This window comes from Mycolicibacterium brumae (genome assembly GCF_025215495.1).
GTDB lineage: Bacteria > Actinomycetota > Actinomycetes > Mycobacteriales > Mycobacteriaceae > Mycobacterium > Mycobacterium brumae.
In genome coordinates this window covers 17,646-37,795 of record NZ_CP104302.1, presented here as the reverse complement: position 1 = coordinate 37,795, position 20,150 = coordinate 17,646, and the positions used below count along the sequence as shown (strand labels likewise).

Annotated in this window: 15 protein-coding genes and 1 tRNA gene; 12 read left to right on the top strand and 4 right to left on the bottom strand. The window is 68.8% G+C overall.

The window, feature by feature from the left end:
• Positions 1–43: 43 nt before the first annotated feature.
• Positions 44–2,038: an OPT family oligopeptide transporter gene (locus L2Z93_RS00185; RefSeq protein WP_090586551.1), complete on the bottom strand. Its 1,995-nt coding sequence runs from the start codon at positions 2,036–2,038 to the stop codon at positions 44–46.
• A 116-nt stretch (positions 2,039–2,154) separates the two neighbouring features.
• On the opposite strand from L2Z93_RS00185, the gene L2Z93_RS00180 reads away from it, so the two are divergent.
• Positions 2,155–3,330 carry a metallophosphoesterase gene (locus L2Z93_RS00180; RefSeq protein ID WP_090586547.1) on the top strand — a complete coding sequence of 392 codons (1,176 nt, stop codon included), beginning with the start codon at positions 2,155–2,157 and terminating at the stop codon, positions 3,328–3,330.
• Between the two features lie 682 nt (positions 3,331–4,012).
• Here the strand turns inward: L2Z93_RS00180 and L2Z93_RS00175 are convergent.
• Entirely contained in the window at positions 4,013–4,762 is a 750-nt protein-coding gene (locus tag L2Z93_RS00175) for an SDR family oxidoreductase (RefSeq protein ID WP_090586682.1), read from the bottom strand.
• Between the two features lie 80 nt (positions 4,763–4,842).
• Here L2Z93_RS00175 and L2Z93_RS00170 point away from each other — a divergent pair, with 80 nt between their 5' ends.
• Positions 4,843–5,706 (top strand): LysR family transcriptional regulator, encoded by an 864-nt coding sequence (locus L2Z93_RS00170; protein WP_090586679.1) that lies wholly within the window; start codon positions 4,843–4,845, stop codon positions 5,704–5,706.
• Between the two features lie 3 nt (positions 5,707–5,709).
• On the opposite strand, the gene L2Z93_RS00165 is transcribed toward L2Z93_RS00170, so the two are convergent.
• Positions 5,710–6,180: an Rv1443c family protein gene (locus L2Z93_RS00165; RefSeq protein WP_090586544.1), complete on the bottom strand. Its 471-nt coding sequence runs from the start codon at positions 6,178–6,180 to the stop codon at positions 5,710–5,712.
• Between the two features lie 132 nt (positions 6,181–6,312).
• Between L2Z93_RS00165 and L2Z93_RS00160 the strand changes: the two genes are divergently transcribed.
• The 3 genes from L2Z93_RS00160 (at position 6,313) to L2Z93_RS00150 (ending at position 10,094) form a co-directional block, all read left to right on the top strand.
• Positions 6,313–7,026 (top strand): VIT1/CCC1 transporter family protein, encoded by a 714-nt coding sequence (locus L2Z93_RS00160; RefSeq protein WP_090586677.1) that lies wholly within the window; start codon positions 6,313–6,315, stop codon positions 7,024–7,026.
• A gap of 272 nt (positions 7,027–7,298) precedes the next feature.
• Positions 7,299–8,612, top strand: coding sequence for an ISL3 family transposase (locus tag L2Z93_RS00155; RefSeq protein ID WP_090586542.1), 1,314 nt, complete (start codon positions 7,299–7,301; stop codon positions 8,610–8,612).
• A 159-nt stretch (positions 8,613–8,771) separates the two neighbouring features.
• Positions 8,772–10,094: an ISL3 family transposase gene (locus L2Z93_RS00150; protein WP_409347457.1), complete on the top strand. Its 1,323-nt coding sequence runs from the start codon at positions 8,772–8,774 to the stop codon at positions 10,092–10,094.
• A gap of 57 nt (positions 10,095–10,151) precedes the next feature.
• On the opposite strand, the gene L2Z93_RS00145 is transcribed toward L2Z93_RS00150, so the two are convergent.
• A tRNA-Leu gene (locus L2Z93_RS00145) sits at positions 10,152–10,237 on the bottom strand.
• 228 nt (positions 10,238–10,465) lie between these two features.
• On the opposite strand from L2Z93_RS00145, the gene L2Z93_RS00140 reads away from it, so the two are divergent.
• The 7 genes from L2Z93_RS00140 to pknB all read left to right on the top strand — a co-directional run bounded on the left by L2Z93_RS00140 (position 10,466) and on the right by pknB (position 20,120).
• Positions 10,466–11,944 carry an FHA domain-containing protein gene (locus L2Z93_RS00140; protein ID WP_090586537.1) on the top strand — a complete coding sequence of 493 codons (1,479 nt, stop codon included), beginning with the start codon at positions 10,466–10,468 and terminating at the stop codon, positions 11,942–11,944.
• Between the two features lie 91 nt (positions 11,945–12,035).
• Positions 12,036–12,503, top strand: coding sequence for an FHA domain-containing protein FhaB/FipA (locus tag L2Z93_RS00135; protein WP_090586534.1), 468 nt, complete (start codon positions 12,036–12,038; stop codon positions 12,501–12,503).
• Positions 12,500–14,044: a PP2C family protein-serine/threonine phosphatase gene (locus tag L2Z93_RS00130; protein ID WP_090586531.1), complete on the top strand. Its 1,545-nt coding sequence runs from the start codon at positions 12,500–12,502 to the stop codon at positions 14,042–14,044. The genes L2Z93_RS00135 and L2Z93_RS00130 overlap by 4 nt, the downstream gene beginning before the upstream one ends.
• Positions 14,041–15,453: a peptidoglycan glycosyltransferase RodA gene (locus L2Z93_RS00125; protein ID WP_090586526.1), complete on the top strand. Its 1,413-nt coding sequence runs from the start codon at positions 14,041–14,043 to the stop codon at positions 15,451–15,453. The genes L2Z93_RS00130 and L2Z93_RS00125 overlap by 4 nt, the downstream gene beginning before the upstream one ends.
• Positions 15,450–16,928, top strand: a complete 1,479-nt coding sequence (gene pbpA, locus L2Z93_RS00120) for a D,D-transpeptidase PbpA (RefSeq protein WP_090586522.1) — start codon at positions 15,450–15,452, stop codon at positions 16,926–16,928. Before L2Z93_RS00125 ends, pbpA begins: the two co-directional genes overlap by 4 nt.
• A gap of 22 nt (positions 16,929–16,950) precedes the next feature.
• Positions 16,951–18,252: a serine/threonine-protein kinase gene (locus L2Z93_RS00115; protein WP_090586519.1), complete on the top strand. Its 1,302-nt coding sequence runs from the start codon at positions 16,951–16,953 to the stop codon at positions 18,250–18,252.
• Positions 18,249–20,120: a Stk1 family PASTA domain-containing Ser/Thr kinase gene (gene pknB / locus L2Z93_RS00110; RefSeq protein ID WP_090586516.1), complete on the top strand. Its 1,872-nt coding sequence runs from the start codon at positions 18,249–18,251 to the stop codon at positions 20,118–20,120. The genes L2Z93_RS00115 and pknB overlap by 4 nt, the downstream gene beginning before the upstream one ends.
• Positions 20,121–20,150 lie beyond the last annotated feature (30 nt).

Here is a 20,150-nt window from a genome sequence, read left to right as displayed (position 1 = left end):
CGTCGCGACGCGCTCCCCGCCCCCGGTCAACTCGTCGGGCTCCTCATCGCGGCTCGTTCCTCGCCGCTTGATCGTCGCCCGACCCCATCCGCCGGACCCGCCAGTACAGCCAACCGACCAGCGCGGTGAACGCCACGATTCCGATCACCTGGCCGACATCGCCGGTGTCGAGGAAGCTGACCGCCAACGGGCTGTCACTACCGGTCCCCGCGACGATCCCGGCGAACACCACGCCCCAGAGGCTTTCCCCGACGATCATGCCGGTGGCCAACAGCACTCCGAGTCGCTTGCGGCGCTCCGGGTCGGCGGACCGGTCAGCCCACCGGTTGTAGGCGAGGCCGAGGAACGCCCCGATCGGGATGATCAGCGTCAGCGACATCGGCAGGTACATGCCCATCCCGACGGCCAACGGCGGCAGCCGCCAGTTTCGCTCGGACGCCCGCAGCGCCAGCAGCTCGTCGACCACGATGATCCCGACGCCGATCGCCGCGCCCAGCCCGAGCAGCCCCCAGTCCAGCGACGCCCCGAACACGCCGTCGGCCAGCGACGAGATGAGCGCGGCCTGCGGCGCCGCGAGCGCCTCCGGCCCGGCGCCCGGGGTCCCCATGAAACCGAACGCGGAGTGCATCAGCTCCAGCACCGGCGGGATAACCGCGGAGCCGAACAGCACGCCGATGACCAGCGCCACCTGCTGCTTCCACGGCGTCGCGCCGACCAGCTGGCCTGTCTTGAGGTCCTGCAGGTTGTCGTTGGAGATGGTCGCGACGCCGAAGGTGATGGCGGCGGCGAACAGCGTGAACGCGACCAGCGCGGTGGACTGATCCGACTCGGCGGGCCCGAAGACCAGTTTGATCAGCACCGCGGCGATCAGCACGACCAAGATCCCGACGCCGGAGATCGGACTGTTCGACGAGCCGATCAGACCGGCCATGTAGCCGCAGATCGCGGCGATGACCAGACCGATCACGAAGATGAACGCCAGGCTCGCGGCGATGATCCCGAACGAATGCCCGCCGAGCACGGTGCCGTGCACAAACCCCTCGAGCAGGAACGCGATAGGGACCAGCATCACGACCACGGAGCCGGACACGATCGGGAACGGGATGTCTCGCTCGGTGACGTCAACCAGACCGCCGGCCTTGCGGGTCCGCGCCGAGGCCAGCGCTTCGGTGACGCCGCGGACGATGGGCCGCAGGATCTTGATCAGCGTCCAGATCGCGGCGACGGCGATCGCGCCGGCGCCGATGAACCGGACCTGGTGGACGAAGACGTCGTCGACGACGTCGGCCAGCGGCAGTCCGGCCGCCAGATCGCCGATGGTGCGCACCGGCAGCAGGATCCCGAAGGAGATGACCAGCCCGACCAGCATCGCCATCCCGACACTGACCCCCACCAGGTGTCCGACGCCGATCAGCGCCAGCGACAGGCTGCCGCCGAACATCGTCGCGCCGGGTCCGGCGCGGAAGTACAGCGCGATTTCGCTGGCCCAGACCTTCACATTGGCCAGCAGGGCGAACCCGGCGGCGGCCAGCGCCCCGGTGGTGATGGCGCGCAGACCGGCCCGGCTCTCATGCGTGCCGCGGGAGCTGTCGCCGACCTTGAGCACCTCGGCGGCCGCCACCCCTTCCGGGTAGGGCAGATCGGACCCGGTGACCAGCGCCCGACGCAGCGGGATGGAGTACATGACACCGAGGATTCCGCCGACTGCGCAGACCGCGACGGTGGTCCAGTACGGGAAGCCGGACCACCAGCCGACCATGACCAGGCCCGGCAGCACAAAGATGATCGCGCTCAGGGTGCCCGCCGCCGACGCGACGGTCTGCACGATGTTGTTCTCCACGATGGAGTGGTTGGCGAAGTTGCGCAGGACCGCCATGGAGATCACTGCGGCTGGGATGGCGGTCGCGAATGTCAGTCCGACCTTGAGGCCAAGGTAGACGTTGGCGGCGGTGAAGACCAGGGTGATCGCGCCGCCGAGCAGCACGCCGCGGACGGTGAGTTCCCGGGCCGTCAGCGGCGCGGGTTGGGTGGCGGTCATCAGCGGTCCTCTCGCACGACGGGTGCGGACCACCGCGGCCGCAGTAACAGTGTGCGGCGCCGGTCGAGGTTTGCGCGCGATTAGAGTTATGTAGTCCGCCTAACCCTGGAGAGCGCATGTTCATCGTCATGCTGACCGCGGCTTTGGCGCTGATGCACTTCTACCTCTGGCGGCGACTGATCCGCGGAACCAGCACCCCCGGCTGGACCCGGCGAGCCCTCACCCTCGCGTTCCTGGTCCCGACGGCTGCGCTGGTGGTGACCATCGGTTCCCGCGTCGCGACGGTGCTGTCCTGGGCGTTCGGCGAGGACGGCCTGGCGTGGGTGGAGCGGGTCGGCTATATCTGGCTGGGGCTGGTTTTCTATCTGACGCTGACCCTGCTGGTGACCGAACCGGTGCGGTGGGCGCTGCGCGGTTGGGCCCGCCGCCCGGTCGACGGCGCCGCGCCGGCCGGCGCGTCCGGTGGTCGTCGACTACTGGTGAATCGCGCCACCGCGGCGGTGGCGGCCGTGGTCTCGGTGGCGGTGGTCGGCGTGGGGATCAGCACAGCGATGGGCCCGCCGAACCTGCTGACCGTGCCGATCCGGCTGCAGGGTTTGAACCCGGCGTTCGACGGCTACCGGATCGCGATGGTCAACGACGTTCACCTGGGGGTCTTCTCCAACCGCGCGCAGACCGAGCGGATCGTGGCGATGGTCAATGACACCGACCCGGATCTCGTCGTGATCGTCGGCGATCTGGTCGACGACACCGTCGGGCACCTCGCCCCGGCCGCCGAGCCGCTGCGCAACCTGCGCTCGGCCGACGGTGTCTACTTCGTCACCGGCAATCACGAGTACTACGTCGACGACACACCCGAGTGGATCGACGAGCTGTCCCAGCTCGGTGTGCGGACGCTGGCCAATGCGAACACCACCATCCGGCGCGGTGATGCGTCGTTCAACCTGGCCGGGGTGACCGACATTGTGGGAGAACGGCTTTCACAGCCGCCGGACTTCGACCGGGCGATGGAGGGCGCCGACGATTCCGTTCCCACGGTGCTGCTGGCGCACCAGCCGGTGCAGGTGCGCGAAGCCGCCGAGCACGGCGTGGACCTGCAATTGTCCGGACACACCCACGGCGGCCAGATGTGGCCGTTCCACTACGCGGTGCTGTCACAGCAGCCTGCGCTGGCCGGCTTGTCGACGATCGACGGCGTGCAGCTCTACATTTCCCGGGGCGCGGGGTTCTGGGGGCCGCCGGTCCGGGTCGGCGCGCCGCCGGACGTGAGTCTGCTTGTGCTGCAGCCGTAGTCCGCTGCCGCACTCCTGCCAGTTTGCTGCGAACATGGCCGGCCGGTGGCCGCAGCGGTTCTCGAGACCGCCGCGCAGTGGGCCGCGGGCCGAGTTTGACTCCGGCTTCGGATACGTGATCCGCCGGCCGTCGACGCGGGCGATCTCCTCGATCGCCGCCGACCGGGCCGAAGTCCGGTGCTCGAGACCTTCGATATTGCTGGTGGCGCGCCCGGTCGTCATATAGCCGCCCGGCTTCAGCGGGATCAACCGGCCGTCGTTGGGGAAGGTCACCGAGAATCCCGAGCCGTCCTGGACGAACTGTGTCGTGCTGTAGGTGTTGGTGTGCGCCGCCCACGTGCCATCGGGTTGCTCATTCGAGATGGACATGTCCATCTCGAGCACCAGCGGCGTGCTGCCGAGATTGGTGGCGCAATTCTGGGCAGTGAACGCGGCGCCGACGTACTGCTGGCCGTCCTGTTCGTAGATGAACGGTGTGCCCACCTCGAAATCGCACCGCACGAAGATCCCGTCGGCCTGCGCTACCGGCGCCGCAGCGAATGTCAGCGCGCCCACGACCGTGCCGGCGAACCATCGCGCGCTTGCCTTCATCGCTATCCCCGCCTGTCGAAACGCCTGATCCGGTCGACTCCAACAGCGCCTTTCCCGCCTCTCGGACGGCAAATTTAGGTGGTCCGCCTGTTCAGCGGGTGGTGTAGCCGCCGTTGACGAACAGTGTCTGCCCGGTGGTCCAGTGCCCGTCACCGGCCAGGAAAACCACCAGTGGCGCGATGTCGGTGATCTGCGTCAGCCGGTTGCCCATTGCCTGGGACTTGTGGAACTCGACACGTTCCGGGGTTTCCTGCGGGTAGAAGAACGGGGTGTCCATCGGCCCCGGGGCGATGCTGTTGACATTGACGCCGAATTGGCCGAACTCCTTGGCCGCTGCTCGGGTGAAGTGCTCGACCGGGCTCTTGGATCCGGCGTAACTGGCATACCCATCGGTGAACGCCGCGAGCAGCGAGGTGACGATCGTGGTGATCGATCCCCCGTCGTTGAGGCGGCGACCGGCTTCCTGCAGAAAGAAGAACGCGGCCTTGGCGTTGACGTCGAACATCTCGTCGTATTCGGCTTCGGTGATGTCGGCGATCGGTTTGCGGAGCACCTTTCCGACCGCGTTCACCGCGATGTCGACCGAGCCGAAGGCCTCGACGGCGGCGTCGAACAACGCGGTGATGTTCGCCGGGGTGGTGAGGTCGCCCTGGACCTTGATCGCCTGGGCTCCGGCGGCCCGCACCTGCTCGACCGTGCGGTCGGCTTCGGCCTCGCTGCCCGGGCTGTTGTAATGCACCGCGACGTTGACGCCCTGGCGGGCCAGTTCGGCGCTGATCAGGGACCCGAGGTTCTTCGATCCGGCCGCGACGACGGCCGACTTCCCATTGAGGTTGCTCATGTTCATTGACGGTAGGACTCATTTTCACCAAGGGGAAACAGTTCTTTCCGTCTATTTCACAAGTAGCGTTTGTGAATGTGTTGGCTGATCTGCGCCGTCTGCGGCAATTCACGGCGGTCGCCGAGACCGGCAGTTTCACCGCCGCCGCGGCCGGGCTGCACCTGAGCCAGCAGGCGCTGAGCGCGTCGGTGCGCCAACTCGAGGCCGAGCTCGGCGTCACGCTGTTCTCGCGGGCAGGCCGCCGGATCGCCTTGACCGCCGCCGGGCGGGCCCTGCTCGCCGAGTCCCGCCCGTTGCTCGCCGCGGCCGAGACGGTCGGGCAACGGGTCCGCAGCGCCGGTGTTCAGACCCGGGAATGGGTCGTCGGGCACAGCCCGGCGATCAGCGGATCCGAGGCCTACACCCTGCTGGAGCCGGCCATCACCGCATTCCCCGAGCTGTCAGTGACGTTCCGGCAGCTCTACCCCGACGGGTTGGCCGCCGGGGTGCTCGACGGAACGCTGGACCTGGGGCTGCGCCGTGGGGTTGCCACCGGAGACGAACTGGCCGGCGCGGTCGTCGGCTACCACCGGGTGCGGGCCGCCTTCCCCGCCGCCCACAGGCTGGCCGCGAGCCCGTCGGTCACTCTTCCCGATCTCGCCGGGGAGCCGTTGGCGCTGTGGGCGCCGCCGGGCGCGTCGTATTTCAGCGATTTCCTCATGGCGGCGTGCCGGCGCTGCGGATTCGAGCCGGACTACGTGGTCAGCCGAGTTCAGGGGGCGGCGATGGTGACCGCGCCGCTGACCACCGGCGCCGCCGCACTGGTCACCGCGGAACCCGGGCCGGCCGTCGACGGCCGGGTCGTCGTGGTGGAACTGGAGCCGGCGCTGCTGCTGCCGGTCCAGGCACTCTGGCAGCGACACACAATGTCAGATATCCGGGACGCCCTGCTCCAGGGCCCTTGACGCTCAGGCGAAGTGCGCCGCGAGTCGGCGGTGTCGGTGCCGGAAGAACGCGGTAAGAACCTTGGCGATGATCGGTCCGGAAGGCGCCATCCCGAGCCGGGGGCTGAAGGTGATCCGGTCGGTGATCCGGGTGCGGTCCAGGCCCACCGGCTCGACGGTGCGCTGGTGCGTCCAGCGGCGCATGCTCATCATGGTCGACTCCTCCCGGAAGTACCGACCGGGATCGAGCTCGACGATAGACAAATGGTCGAAGTCGTACGGCAGCACCCCGAACAACTTGACCCAGGCCCGGCCGATCGGGCGGCCGAGTTCAAGGGTGTCGATGGTGAGGTCGTCGGGGCCGCGCGGGATCGACATCGTCATCCACGGGCGCATCTCGTCGTTGATGCCCTCCGGCGTGACGACGCGGTCCCACACGGCCTGGCTCGGCGCGGGGATCTCACTGGAGTGCTCGAAGGTCCAGGTGCGCTTCATCGTGCAAGCCTAGCGAGGCCCGCTACGGCGAGGGCAGCTCCGTGCCCGCGACCCTTCGCAGTGCGCTGACCTGGCGCTTCGGTAACCCTTTCCTTGCTGGCGGCGCCCCAGGGACGCTTCTACAGTCAGGGCGTGACCGCACCAACGCATCCCGGCGAACCGCACACCGGCTCCCTGGCCCAGCGACTGAATTGGCTGCGCGCCGGGGTGCTCGGCGCGAACGACGGCATCGTCTCCACCGCAGGCATCGTGGTCGGCGTGGCGGCCGCATCGACCGAGCGGGCTCCGATCCTGACCGCCGGCATCGCAGGTCTGCTGGCCGGCGCGGTGTCGATGGCGCTTGGGGAGTACGTGTCGGTCAGCACCCAGCGTGACACCGAGAAGGCGCTGCTGATCAAGGAGCGCGGCGAGCTGCGCGCCGACCCCGCCACCGAGCTCGACGAGCTCACCGACATCTACCAAGCCAAGGGCCTGACCCGGGCGACCGCCCGTCGGGCAGCCGAGGAACTCACCGAGCACGACGCGTTGACAGCACACGCCGAAGCCGAGTTGGGCATCGACCCCACGGAATTGACCAACCCGTGGCAGGCCGCGTTCTCCTCGGCGCTGTCCTTCACCATCGGCGCGCTGCTGCCCCTGGTCGCGATCCTGTGGCCGCCCACCGAGTGGCGGATCCCGGTGACCGCCGTCGCCGTGTTGGTGGCGCTGGCCCTGACCGGCGTGGTGTCCGCCCGGCTGGGTGGAGCGGACCCGCGGCGCGCACTGCTGCGAAATGTCATCGGCGGCTCTCTGGCGCTGGCGATCACCTATTGCATTGGCAGTTTGGTGGGCGTGGCGATCGGGTGACGGGCAATCTGCGCGCTTCCGCTGGAGTGGCGCACTCGGTCAGAGATAGCGCTTGAAGCGCTCCCGAAGTCCCGGGTCGCACACATACACATAAGTGCCCTGCGTTAGGTCTGGCGCTGGCGATCACCTATTGCATTGGCAGTTTGGTGGCTCTTCCGGATTCGGAGTGCGTTGGTGAGGGTGGCGACGCGGTGGTAGTGCCTGGGATGTAGGTGGGTCCTGGGGTGTGACGATGAGAGTTCCTACACAATTATCGACCACCCACAGGACCCATGTCTGAGCCTACGTGCCTTGTCGCTGACACGATTTGTCGAACCGTTGAGTTGGGGGTGGCGATCACCGGCGCGGCGATCGCCGAAGACCTCACCTGGATCGACTGCCGGCCTGTGGAAGCCGATCCGGGGTGTCCGGTGTGCGGGCTGCCCGGTCGGCTTCGTGATCACGTCGTTCGGGTGTTGACGGATCTGCCGGTGGTGGGCCATCCGACCCGCCTACGGGTTCGCCTGCCCCGGTTCACCTGCGACAACGATGGCTGCGAGATGACGATCTTCCGGGCGCGCATCGACCGGGTCGCCGAAGCCAAGGCGTCGGTGACCAGGCGGTGCGGACGCTGGATCCTGCAGCGCCTCGCGGTCGACAAGATGGCGGTCGCCGCGATCGCCACGGCGCTGCGCCTGGGGTGGGACACGGTCAACGCGATCGCTGCCGAGTCGGTTCGTGAGCTGGTGTCCGGCGACCCCGGACGACTCGATGGGGTGCGTTATCTCGGGGTCGACGAGCACAAGTGGAAACACCGCCGCGGCCAGGGTGAGGCCGACTTCGTGACGGTCATCGTCGATCTGACCCCGGTCATCGACCGCACCGGCCCGGCCCGGCTGCTCGACATGGTCGCCGGGCGCTCGGCGAAGGCGTTCGCCGACTGGCTGGCGGCCACCGATGCGAACTTCCGCAGCCGCATCCAGGTGGTGGCCATGGACGGCTTCGCCGGCTACCACAGCGCGACCGCCCAAGCGCTGCCAGCTGCGCGGGCGGTGATGGACCCGTTCCATGTGGTGCATCTGGCCGCCGAGAAGCTCACCCGGTGCCGACAGAGGGTTCAGCAGGACACCTGTGGGCACCGCGGCCGCGCCGCCGATCCGCTCTACCGGATCCGGCGGATCGTGCTCACCCGCACCGAACTGCTCACCGAGCGACAGAAGACCCGGCTGGCCACCGCCCTGGGCGCCGATGACGCCCACATCGCGGTGGAGGTCACCGCCGCCTGCTACCAAGAGCTCATCGCCGCCTACGACAATCCTGACCGCAGAGCCGGCAAGCTCTCGATGTTCAAGTGCCTCAAACGAATTCGCAGCGACCTGCCCAAGGGCCTGGAAGAACTCGCCCAACTCGGGCGCAGCCTGTGGAAACGCCGCGCCGAGATCTTGGCCTACTTCGACGTCGGCGTCTCCAACGGCCCCGTGGAAGCCATCAACGGCCGACTCGAGCACCTCCGCGGCATCGCCCTGGGATTCCGCAACCTCGACAACTACACCCTGCGATCACTCATCCACTCCGGCCAACTCCAAAACCGAATCAACGCACTCTGAATCCGGAAGAGCCAGTTTGGTGGCTCTTCGTGAACGAGAGTGCACGGCTGGGCGGGTTGAGACCGGGGCGGGTGTCGTGTCGGTGAGCTGAGGTGGGGCCTCGGTGGGTGACGATGCGGGTTCCTACACCGAGCTTCATCAACACCACCGAGGGAACCCGTGCCTGAGGCTACTGCCTGTCCGCCGTCTGTTGTTGCCGACACGATTATGCGCACCATCGAGTTGGGGGTGACGATCACCGACGCTGCCGTCGATGAGAAGCAGACCACGATCTTCTGCACGCCGGTGGCCCGTGATGCACGTTGCCCGGACTGCGGTCATGACGGCCGCTATCGTGACACGGTCGTGCGGCCGTTGACCGATCTGCCGGTGGCCGGCTACCCGCTGGTGCTGCGGGTGGCAATCCCGCGTTACCGATGCCTGACACCACAGTGCGGGCGGTCGGTGTTCAACCAGGACCTCGGCAAACTGGCCGCCCCACGTTCCTCGACGACGCGGCGCTGTGCCCGCTATGTGTTGCGGCGGTTGATGATCGACCGCACCACCATTTCGGCGATCGCCGCAGAACTCGGGGTGTCCTGGCATACCGTCAGCACGATCGCGATGCGTGCTGTGGCCGATCTGATCGCTGCGGCCGGCCCCGATCGGCTCGACGGTGTGCGGGTCATCGGGGTTGATGAGCACCGCTGGGCTCCAAGGAGGCGCGGGACTGCGGGGTTCGTCACGCTGATCATCGACCTCACCCCGGTCCAGGACAACACCGGCCCGGCGCGGCTGCTCGACCTCGTCGAAGGGCGCTCTGCGGCAGCACTGGCCAGCTGGCTCGATAAACAGCCCTCGGCGTTCCGCGCCCAGGTCGAGGTCATCGCCATGGACGGTTTCGGCGGCTACAAGACCGCCGCCACCGCGCAACTGCCTGAGGCCACTGCGGTCATGGATCCGTTCCATGTCGTGGCCCTGGCCGGCTTGAAGTTGGATCTGTGTCGCCAACGCATCCAGCAGCTGACCTGCGGACACCGGGGCCGCACCGGTGACCCGCTCTACGGTGCGCGCCGCACCCTGCGCACCCGGTGGCCGTTGCTCACCGCCGGGCAGCAGACACGCTTGGAAACCGTGTTCGCCGAGGACGATCATCTCGGCGTCATGGTGACCTGGAGCGTCTACCAGCGCATCATCGCCGCCTACGCCCACCCCGACCGCCGGCGCGGAAAGGCCATGATGACCGCGATCATCGACTCGCTACGCCGCGGCGTCCCCGCAGTCCTGACCGAACTGGCCCAACTCGGCCGCACCCTGTGGCGCCGCCGCCACGACATCCTGGCCTTCTTCGACCACCACGCCTCCAACGGACCCACCGAAGCCATCAACGGCCGCCTCGAAGCACTGCGCCGCAACGCCCTCGGATTCAGAAACCTCACCCACTACCGGCTGCGCTCACTACTGCACAGCGGCGCCCTGCACTCACTGGTCAATGCACTCTGAATTACGAAGAGCCCACAAAGGCCGCGAACTCCGAAGAATTCGCGGCCTCTGTCTCGCTGGTGGGCGAAGGGGGACTTGAACCCCCACGTCCCGAAGGACACTGGCACCTGAAGCCAGCGCGTCTGCCATTCCGCCACTCGCCCGAGCAACCCGGAGAGCTTATCAGGGTGCTCCCCCGCCCACCAAACCGCCCGTATGCGGCCATCCGCGGAACGCTAAACACGCCCTGACCTGCGCATAAGCATTTCTCAGAGTTTTGCCGGTGCCGAGGGCCGTGGACTGACCCTTACCATTGACGCGAAACGACACGATGGCGCGACACGCGGAAATCACCGCGGGCGGCGCACAAAGCACTGAGACGGGCGGTGACGATGGGACGAGTGCGGCGATTGGATCGCAAGCTCGAATCCACCGTCGGCGACGTCTTTGCCAGGGTGTTCGGCGGATCGGTGGTCCCCCAGGAGATTCAAGGGGCGCTGCGCCGGGAGTCCGCAGACGGCGTCCGCTCACTGGCCGGCGGTCAATTGTTGGCCCCCAACGACTATGTCATTACCCTCAGTGAGTCCGACTATCAAAAGACCCTCGCCGATCCCCATCTCACTTCGGATACTTTTGCCAGGCATCTGCAGGGATATATCGGGGAGCAGGGGTGGCAAACGTATGGTGAGGTGGTCGTTAGATTCGACCAGTCCGCGCAGCTGCGCACCGGCCAGGTGCGCGCCCGTGGGACCGTCAATCCTGACGCCACCCGAAACGGAAACCGCGGAAGTCCCCTAGCGCCGCACCCCGCACAACCTGAACAGTCTTTGACCGCAGAACCAGGAGTACCACCAATGAGCGACAACCCGAGCCAGCGCGGCAACCAGGGGCAGGGCGGCGACTACTACGACTACAGCCGCTCGTCCGAGGACCAGGGCCAGGACAACCCCGGCCAGGACCGCCAGGACCGCCCGCAGCAGGGCTACAGCCAGCCGCCCAGCGGCGACTACGGGCAGCCCCCGCAGCAGAACTACGGACAGCAGCCGAACTACGGACCGCCCCCGGGCTACGGCCAGCAGCCCAACTACGGACAGCCGCAGGGTTACGGCCAGCACAGCGGCGGCCACTCCCCGCAGCAGGGCGACCGCGGCTACGACTACGGCCAGCAGCCCAACTACGGGCAGCCCCCGCAGCAGAACTACGGACAGCAGCCGAACTACGGACCGCCGCAGGGCTACGGCCAGCAGAACTACTCCCAGCCGCAGCGGCCCAACTACGGCCAGCAGAACTACGGTCAGTCCCAGCAGCCGAACTACGGCCAGCCCGACTACGGCCAGCAGCGTCCCGATTACGGCCAGCAGGACTACCAGCAGCCGAACTACGGCGACCAGGGCCGCGGTGGCGATCAGGGTCGCGGTGATTACAACTATGGTCAGCAGGACTACGGCCAGCAGGACTACCAGCAGCAGGATTACGGCCAGCCCGACTACGGCCAGGGCCAGCAGCCCTACGGCGACCAGCAAGGCGGCGGTTACGATCAGGGTGGATACGACCAGGGCGGCTACGGTGCCCCATCGTCCGGCGCCTCGACGGTGACCCTGCAGCTCGACGACGGCTCCGGCCGCACCTACCAGCTTCGCGAGGGCGCCAATGTGATCGGCCGCGGTCAGGACGCCCAGTTCCGGCTGCCCGACACCGGCGTCTCCCGCCGGCACCTGGAGATCCGCTGGGACGGCCACGTCGCGCTGCTGGCGGACCTGAACTCCACCAACGGCACCACGGTGAACAACGCCCCGGTTCAGGAGTGGCAGCTGGCCGACGGCGACGTTATCCGGCTGGGTCACTCCGAGATCGTGGTCCGCGTCCACTGACCCGCCGGGCGGGCCATCTCGCCGTCGCGGACAGCGCCAAGTATCGTGACGTTGCCTCAGCGGCGGCGGGGAAGGGACGAAGGGACGACAGATGCAGGGAATCGTTCTGCAACTGTCGCGCGCGGGTTTCCTTCTGTTGCTGTGGGTTTTCATCTGGTCTGTTCTTCGCGTGTTGAAAACAGATATTTACGCCCCGACCGGGCCGGTGATGGCACGCCGCGGGCTGAATTTGCGGGGTTCATTGCTGCCGGCCCGACAGGGGCGGACAACGCCGCGGTACCTGGTGGTCACCGACGGCGCGCTGGCCGGAACCCGGATCACGCTGGGTTCCCAGCCGGTATTGATCGGACGTGCCGACGATTCCACCCTGGTCCTCACCGACGACTACGCCTCGACGCGCCACGCGCGTCTCTCACAACGCGGTTCGGAGTGGTACGTGGAGGACTTAGGATCGACCAACGGTACTTACCTTGACAGGGCGAAAGTGACGACGGCGGTACGAGTTCCCATAGGCACACCGGTGCGCATCGGCAAGACAGCAATCGAGCTGCGGCCGTGACACTGGTGCTCAGATATTCAGCGCGCAGCGACCGCGGTCTGGTGCGTCAGAACAACGAAGACTCGGTGTACGCCGGCGCGCGACTGTTGGCGTTGGCCGACGGCATGGGCGGCCACGCCGCCGGCGAGGTGGCCTCGCAGCTGATCATCGCCGGCCTGGCCCACCTCGACGACGACGAGCCCGGCGGCGACCTGCTGTCCAAGCTCGATGAGGCGGTGCACCAGGGCAACGCGGCGATCGCCGCCCAGGTCGAGGCCGATCCCGAGCTCGACGGCATGGGCACCACGCTGACGGCGATTTTGTTCGCCGGCAACCGGCTGGGCCTGGTGCACATCGGCGACTCCCGCGGCTACCTGCTGCGCGACGGCGAGCTGACCCAGATCACCAAGGACGACACGTTCGTCCAGACCCTGGTCGACGAGGGCCGCATCACCGCCGAGGAGGCGCACAGCCACCCGCAGCGGTCGCTGATCATGCGCGCCCTGACCGGACACGAGGTGGAGCCCACCCTGATCATGCGGGAAGCCCGCGTCGGGGACCGCTACCTGCTGTGCTCCGACGGGCTGTCCGACCCGGTCAGCTCCGAGACCATCGCCGAAGCGCTGCAGTTGCCGACGGTCACCGAGGCCGCCGACCGGCTGATCGAGCTCGCATTGCGCGGCGGCGGTCCGGACAACGTCACCGTCGTCGTCGCCGACGTCGTCGACGAGGACTTTTCCGGCCAGACCCAGCCGATCCTGGCCGGCGCCGTGTCCGGTGACGACGGCAGTTCCAACCCCCCGCCGAACACCGCCGCCGGCCGCGCGTCGGCGCTGAATTCGGCCCGACGACAACCGGCGCCACGCGCCGCCGCCGTCACCCAACCTGAGACGTCCCCGCGCAAGCCGCGGGGACGTCGTCGCCTGATCCTCGCCGTGGTGCTGGTGGCGCTGCTGATCCTGTCCGGGATCGCCGCCACCGCCATCATCCGCAGCAACTACTACGTCGCGACCAACGACGGCGTGGTGTCCATCATGCGTGGGGTGCCCGGCTCCATCCTCGGGGTGTCGCTGCAGTCTCCGCACGTGCAGGCCTGCGTCAACAGCCGCAGCGAGCTGTCGCTGATCGACTACGGCGCCGAGCCTCGGGACTGCCAGATCCTCACCCCGGCCGACCTGGACCAGTCCGGCCGCAAGACCGCCGAGCAGGGCCTGCCCACCGGCAGCCTGGACGAATCGATCCAGCGGCTGCAGACCCTGGTGACCGGATCTCTGCTGCCGGTGTGCGAAGCCGCCCCCGAACCTGAGTCCGAGCCCGCCCCGAAGCCGAAGGCCACCCCGACGCCGACCACGGCCACCGCCCCGACCACCGAGGCCGCCCCGACCACCGAGGCCGAGGGTGGGCCCGACTCCCCCACCGAGGCCGGCGCCGAGCAGTCCGAAGCCCCCGACACTTCCGCGGCGCCGTCGGCGACCCCGGTCCCGCACGGCCAGAAAACGCCGGTTCCGGCGCAGGCGACCATGACGCAGGTACCGGGCACCGACTGCCGGGAAGCGGCGTGACAGCTGGCGACCAGAGCATCCCGACGGCGGCGGCGCCGTCGCTGCCGAACCGGCGTGACACCGAGCTGGGCCTGCTGTGCCTGGCCGCCCTGCTGACCGCGGTGGCGCTGGCCATCGTCGAGATCAACCAGGATCAGGGTCTGGGCGTCGGCACCTTCCTCTACCCGCTGGCCTACCTGGGCCTGTTCGGCGTCGCGCACCTGGCCATCCGCCGCTTCGCGCCCTACGCCGACCCGCTGCTGCTGCCCATCGTGGCCGCCCTCAACGGACTCGGTCTGGTGCTGATTCACCGCCTCGACCTGGCCAATCAAGCCAACGAGGTCTCCGGCCCCGGCGCCGGTCAGCAGATGCTGTGGACGCTGGTCGGCGTCAGCGGCTTCGTGGCGCTGCTCATCGCGCTGCCGGACCACCGCCAGCTGGCCCGCTACGGCTACGTCTGCGGGCTGGCCGGGCTGATCCTGCTGGCCATCCCGGCGCTGCTGCCCAGCAAGCTGTCCGAGCAGAACGGCGCCAAGATCTGGATCCAGTTCCCCGGCTTCTCCATCCAGCCCGGTGAGTTCTCCAAAATCCTGCTGCTGATCTTCTGCGCCGCCGTGCTGGTCTCCAAGCGCGATGTGTTCACCAGCGCCGGCAAGCATGTGCTGGGCATGGACCTGCCGCGCCCGCGCGACCTGGCGCCGCTGCTGGCCGCCTGGGTGGTCTCCATCGGCGTGCTGGTGTTCGAGAAGGACCTGGGCGCCTCCCTGCTGCTGTACACGTCGTTCCTGGTGATGGTGTACATCGCCACCAACCGGCTCAGCTGGGTGGTGATCGGGCTCGGCCTGTTCTTCATCGGCGCGTTCATCGCCTACCAGCTGTTCCCGCACTTCCAGCTGCGGGTGCGGATCTGGCTGGACCCGTTCGCCGACCCCGACAACGCCGGCTTCCAGATGGTGCAGTCGCTGTTCAGCTTCGCCACCGGCGGCATCTTCGGCGCCGGCCTGGGCAACGGCCAGCCGAACACCGTGCCGGCCGCGTCCACCGACTTCATCATCGCCGTCGTCGGCGAGGAACTCGGCCTGGTCGGACTGGCCGGGGTGCTGATGCTCTACACCATCCTGATCGTGCGCGGCCTGCGCACCGCGCTGGCCGTCCGCGACAGCTTCGGCAAGCTGCTGGCCGCCGGCCTGGCCACCACCCTGGGCCTGCAGCTGTTCATCGTCGTCGGCGGGGTCACCAAACTGATCCCGCTGACCGGCCTGACCACTCCCTGGATGTCCTACGGCGGCTCATCGCTGGTGGCCAACTACCTGCTGCTGGCGATCCTGGTGCGCACCTCGCACGCCGCGCGCCGACCGCTGGGCAACACCGCCGCGGCCCCGCAAACGCCGATCGCCGTGGCGCGGACCGAGGTGATGGACAAGCTGTGAACACCTCACTGCGCCGCGTCGCCATGGCGATCATGGGCCTGATCGTCCTGCTGCTGGCCAACGCCACCCTCACCCAGGTGTTCACGGCCGACGGCCTGCGCGCCGACCCGCGCAACCAGCGGGTGTTGCTCGACGAGTACTCGCGGCAGCGCGGTCAGATCACCGCCGACGGGCAGCTGCTGGCCTACTCGGAGGCGACCACGGGGCGGTACCGCTACCTGCGGGTCTACCCGTCCCCCGAGGCCTACGCGCCGGTGACCGGCTTCTACTCGCTGCGGTTCTCCTCCAGCGGGCTGGAGCGGGCCGAGGATCCGATCCTCAACGGTTCCGACGAGCGGATGTTCGCCCAGCGACTGGTGGACTTCTTCACCGCCCGCGACCCACGCGGCGGCAACGTGGAGACCACCATCGAGCCGCGCGTGCAGCAGGCCGCCTGGGACGCCATGCAGCAGGGCTGCGGCGTCGGCCCGTGCAAGGGTTCGGTGGTGGCGCTGGAGCCCAAGACCGGCAAGATTTTGGCCATGGTGTCGGCCCCGTCGTACAACCCGAATCTGCTGGCCAGCCACAACACCGAGGAGCAGTCCCAGGCCTGGGCCGAGCTGCGCGACGACGAGGACTCCCCGCTGACCAACCGCGCGGTGGCCGAGATCTACCCCCCGGGTTCGACGTTCAAGGTGATCACCACCGCGGCCGCGCTGGAGGCCGGGCTCTCGGAGAATGAGCAACTGACCTCGGCCGCCTCGGTGCAGCTGCCCGACAGCTCCTCGCGGTTGCAGAACTTCGGCGGCACACCGTGCGGCCCGGCGCCGACGGCCACCCTGCGCGAGGCGTTCGCACGGTCCTGCAACACCGCCTTCGTCGAGCTCGGCGCCAAGCTGGGTTCCGAGCAACTGCGCAAGACCGCAACCGCGTTCGGCCTCGACGTTCCGGCCGACCCGATTCCGCTGCAGGTGGCCACGTCCACCATCGGCCCGATCCCGGACGCCGCCGCGCTGGCGATGACCAGCATCGGTCAGCGCGACGTCGCGCTGACCCCGCTGCAGAACGCGCTGGTGGCGGCGACGATCGCCAACGGCGGGGTCACCATGACGCCCCATCTGGTGTCCGCGCTCAAGGGCCCGGACCTGGCGAATCTGAGCACGACGCCGCCCAGCGAGCTCCGGCGTGCGGTTTCTCCGGAGATCGCGGCTAAGCTAACTGATTTGATGGTCGGCGCCGAACAGTACACACAGCAAACCGGCGCCATCCCGGGCGTTGCGATCGCCTCCAAGACCGGCACCGCCGAGCACGGAACCGATCCGCAGAACACGCCGCCGCATGCGTGGTACATCGCGTTTGCGCCGGCCGAGGCGCCCGAGGTGGCGGTGGCTGTGATGGTTGAGAACGGCGGCGACCGGCTGTCCGCGACCGGCGGGGCCATCGCCGCGCCGATCGGGCGTGCCGTCATCGCGGCGGCGCTTCAGGAGGGAACATGAGGCACTCGGGAGGTGACCAACGATGAGTCCGCGCGTAGGCGTGACGCTCTCGGGCCGCTACCGGCTGCAACGACTGATCGCCACCGGTGGCATGGGCCAGGTGTGGGAGGCCGTCGACAGCCGGCTGGGCCGGCGCGTGGCGGTGAAGGTGCTCAAGGCCGAGTACTCCTCGGACCCGGAGTTCGTGGAGCGGTTCCGCTCCGAGGCCCGCACCGTCGCCATGCTCAACCACCCCGGCATCGCCAGCGTGCACGACTATGGCGAGACCGACATGGACGGCGAGGGTCGCACGGCATACCTGGTGATGGAGCTGGTCAACGGCGAGCCGCTGAACTCGGTGCTCAAACGCACCGGCCGGCTGTCGCTGCGGCACGCCCTGGACATGCTGGAGCAGACCGGCCGGGCCCTGCAGGTCGCGCACACCGCGGGCCTGGTGCACCGCGACGTCAAACCCGGCAACATCATGATCACCCCCACCGGACAGGTGAAGCTGACCGACTTCGGCATCGCCAAGGCCGTCGACGCCGCCCCGGTCACCCAGACCGGCATGGTGATGGGCACCGCCCAGTACATCGCGCCCGAGCAGGCGCTCGGCCACGACGCCACCCCGGCCTCTGACGTCTACTCCCTCGGCGTGGTCGGCTACGAGGCGCTCTCGGGCCGAAGGCCGTTCACCGGAGACGGCGCCCTGACGGTGGCGATGAAGCACATCAAGGAGCCGCCGCCGCCGCTGCCCAGCGACGTGCCGCCGAACGTGCGTGAGCTCATCGAGGTCACCATGAGCAAGAACCCGGGCGCCCGCTACCGCAGCGGCGGCCCGTTCAGCGACGCGGTCGCCGCGGTGCGCGCCGGCCGTCGCCCGCCGCGCCCGAACAACAATCCGACGCTCGGCCGGGCCACCCCGGCCGCGATTCCCGGCGAGGCTCGGACGACGGCCGCGCCGGCGCGGGCGGCCGCCGCGGACACCCGGGCCCCGTCGACAGCGATGCGGCCGCGCTCCGGGGCCGGCAGCCGCCCCGCGCCGGCCCGGCGCAGCTTCTCCTCCGGCCAGCGGGCACTGCTGTGGGCCGCCGGGGTGCTGGGCGCGTTGGCGATCATCATCGCCGTGCTCATCCTGGTGAACTACGGCGGCAACAAGAACGACGGGCCTCGGGAGACCATCACCAACACCGTCGTGCCGCCCCCGCAAACCGTCCAGGAAGCGCCCGTGGAGCCATCCAATTGGACTCCGGGGCAGGTGACAGGACATTCTGATGCCCAGCAGCGGTTCGTGGCCGCCACGGTGCTGCTCATCGAACCCGCAAGCGACGAGATACCGACATGACAACCCCCCAGCACCTGTCCGGCCGCTATGAGCTCGGCGAGATCCTCGGCTTCGGCGGGATGTCCGAGGTCCACCTGGCCCGGGACACCCGCCTGCACCGCGATGTCGCGGTCAAGGTGCTGCGCGCCGACCTGGCGCGGGACCCCAGCTTCTACCTCCGGTTCCGCCGTGAGGCGCAGAACGCGGCGGCGCTGAACCACCCGGCGATCGTCGCCGTCTACGACACCGGCGAAGCCGAAACTTCGGCGGGGCCGCTGCCCTACATCGTCATGGAGTACGTCGACGGGGTCACGCTGCGCGACATCGTGCACACCGACGGCCCCATCCCGCCGCAGCGCGCCATCGAGATCATCGCCGACGCCTGCCAGGCGCTGAACTTCAGCCACCAGCACGGCATCATCCACCGCGATGTGAAGCCGGCCAACATCATGATCAGCAACAACAAAGCGGTCAAGGTGATGGACTTCGGCATCGCGCGGGCGCTGGCCGACTCCAGCAGCGTAACCCAAACCGCCGCGGTGATCGGCACCGCGCAGTACCTGTCCCCCGAACAGGCCCGCGGCGAGGCCGTCGACGCCCGCTCGGACGTCTACTCGCTGGGCTGCGTGCTCTACGAGATCCTCACCGGGGAGCCGCCATTCGTCGGCGACACCCCGGTCGCGGTGGCCTACCAGCACGTCCGCGAGGACCCGGAGCCGCCGTCGCACCGCAACCCGGAGCTGTCGCCGCACCTGGACGCCGTCGTGCTCAAAGCCCTGGCCAAGAACCCCGAGAATCGGTACCAGACGGCCGCCGAGATGCGCGCCGACCTGATCCGGGTGCACAGCGGGCACAGCCCGGAGGCCCCGAAGGTGCTCACCGACGCCGAGCGGTCCTCGATGCTGTCGGCGGTGGGTCCGGCGGCGCCCGTCGGCCCCGACCGCACCGACGAGCTGCCCCGGGTGGGCGCTCGCCGCAGCTCGGCCAGCCCGGTGCGGCGCTGGCTGATGGCCGTCGCGCTGCTGGCGGTGCTCACCGTCATCACGACGATCGCCATCACCATGTTCGGCGGCAAGACCCGTGACGTGCAGGTGCCCGACGTGCGCGGCCAGCTGTCCGCCGACGCGGTCGCCGCGCTGCAGAACCGCGGTTTCAAAACCCGCACCCAGCAGCAGCCGGACTCCATCGTGCCGCCCGACCACGTCATCAGCACCGATCCCGGCGCCAACACCGACGCCCGGGCCGGCGACGAGATCACCGTCAACGTCTCCACCGGCCCCGAGCAGCGCGAGATGCCCGACGTGTCGCAGCTGACCTACGAGGACGCCGTGAAACGGCTGAACTCGGCGGGCTTCAGCACCTACAAGCGCACCGAGTCACCCTCGACGCCGGAGCTCAAGAACCGGGTGGTCGGCACGCTGCCGTCGGCCGGCCAGTCCGCGGCGATCACCAACGAGATCACCATCGTGATCGGCACCGGGCCCGCCACCAAGGAGGTGCCGGACCTGCGCGGGCAGACCGTCGACACCGCCACCCAGAACCTGACGGTGTACGGGTTCACCCAGACCACGCAGGTTCCGGTGGACAGCACCGCGCCGTCCGGCCAGATCATCGGCACCAATCCCCCGACCGGCACCGTGGTGCCGATGGACACCGTGATCGAGCTGCAGGTCTCCCGCGGCAACCAGTTCACCATGCCCGACCTGGTCGGGATGTTCTGGACCGACGCGGAGCCGCGGCTGCGGGCGCTGGGATGGACCGGTCAGCTGGACAAGGGCGCCGAGGTCCGCGACAGCGGCCAGCGCACCAACGCCGTGGTGATCCAGAGTCCCGCCGCGGGCGCCGGGGTGAACTTCGGCGCCAGCATCACGCTGCGCTTTGCCGCCTAAATCGCGGACACAACACGCGATTCCAGCTGC

Bases quoted from the DNA above. Each gene is read 5' to 3' on its own strand.
- L2Z93_RS00135 (WP_090586534.1), top strand. From the start codon at position 12,036: ATGCAGGGAATCGTTCTGCAACTGTCGCGCGCGGGTTTCCTTCTGTTG.
- L2Z93_RS00155 (WP_090586542.1), top strand. From the start codon at position 7,299: ATGTCTGAGCCTACGTGCCTTGTCGCTGACACGATTTGTCGAACCGTT.
- L2Z93_RS00115 (WP_090586519.1), top strand. From the start codon at position 16,951: ATGAGTCCGCGCGTAGGCGTGACGCTCTCGGGCCGCTACCGGCTGCAA.
- L2Z93_RS00140 (WP_090586537.1), top strand. From the start codon at position 10,466: ATGGGACGAGTGCGGCGATTGGATCGCAAGCTCGAATCCACCGTCGGC.
- L2Z93_RS00165 (WP_090586544.1), bottom strand. From the start codon at position 6,180: ATGAAGCGCACCTGGACCTTCGAGCACTCCAGTGAGATCCCCGCGCCG.
- L2Z93_RS00180 (WP_090586547.1), top strand. From the start codon at position 2,155: ATGTTCATCGTCATGCTGACCGCGGCTTTGGCGCTGATGCACTTCTAC.
- L2Z93_RS00185 (WP_090586551.1), bottom strand. From the start codon at position 2,038: ATGACCGCCACCCAACCCGCGCCGCTGACGGCCCGGGAACTCACCGTC.
- pknB (WP_090586516.1), top strand. From the start codon at position 18,249: ATGACAACCCCCCAGCACCTGTCCGGCCGCTATGAGCTCGGCGAGATC.
- L2Z93_RS00175 (WP_090586682.1), bottom strand. From the start codon at position 4,762: ATGAGCAACCTCAATGGGAAGTCGGCCGTCGTCGCGGCCGGATCGAAG.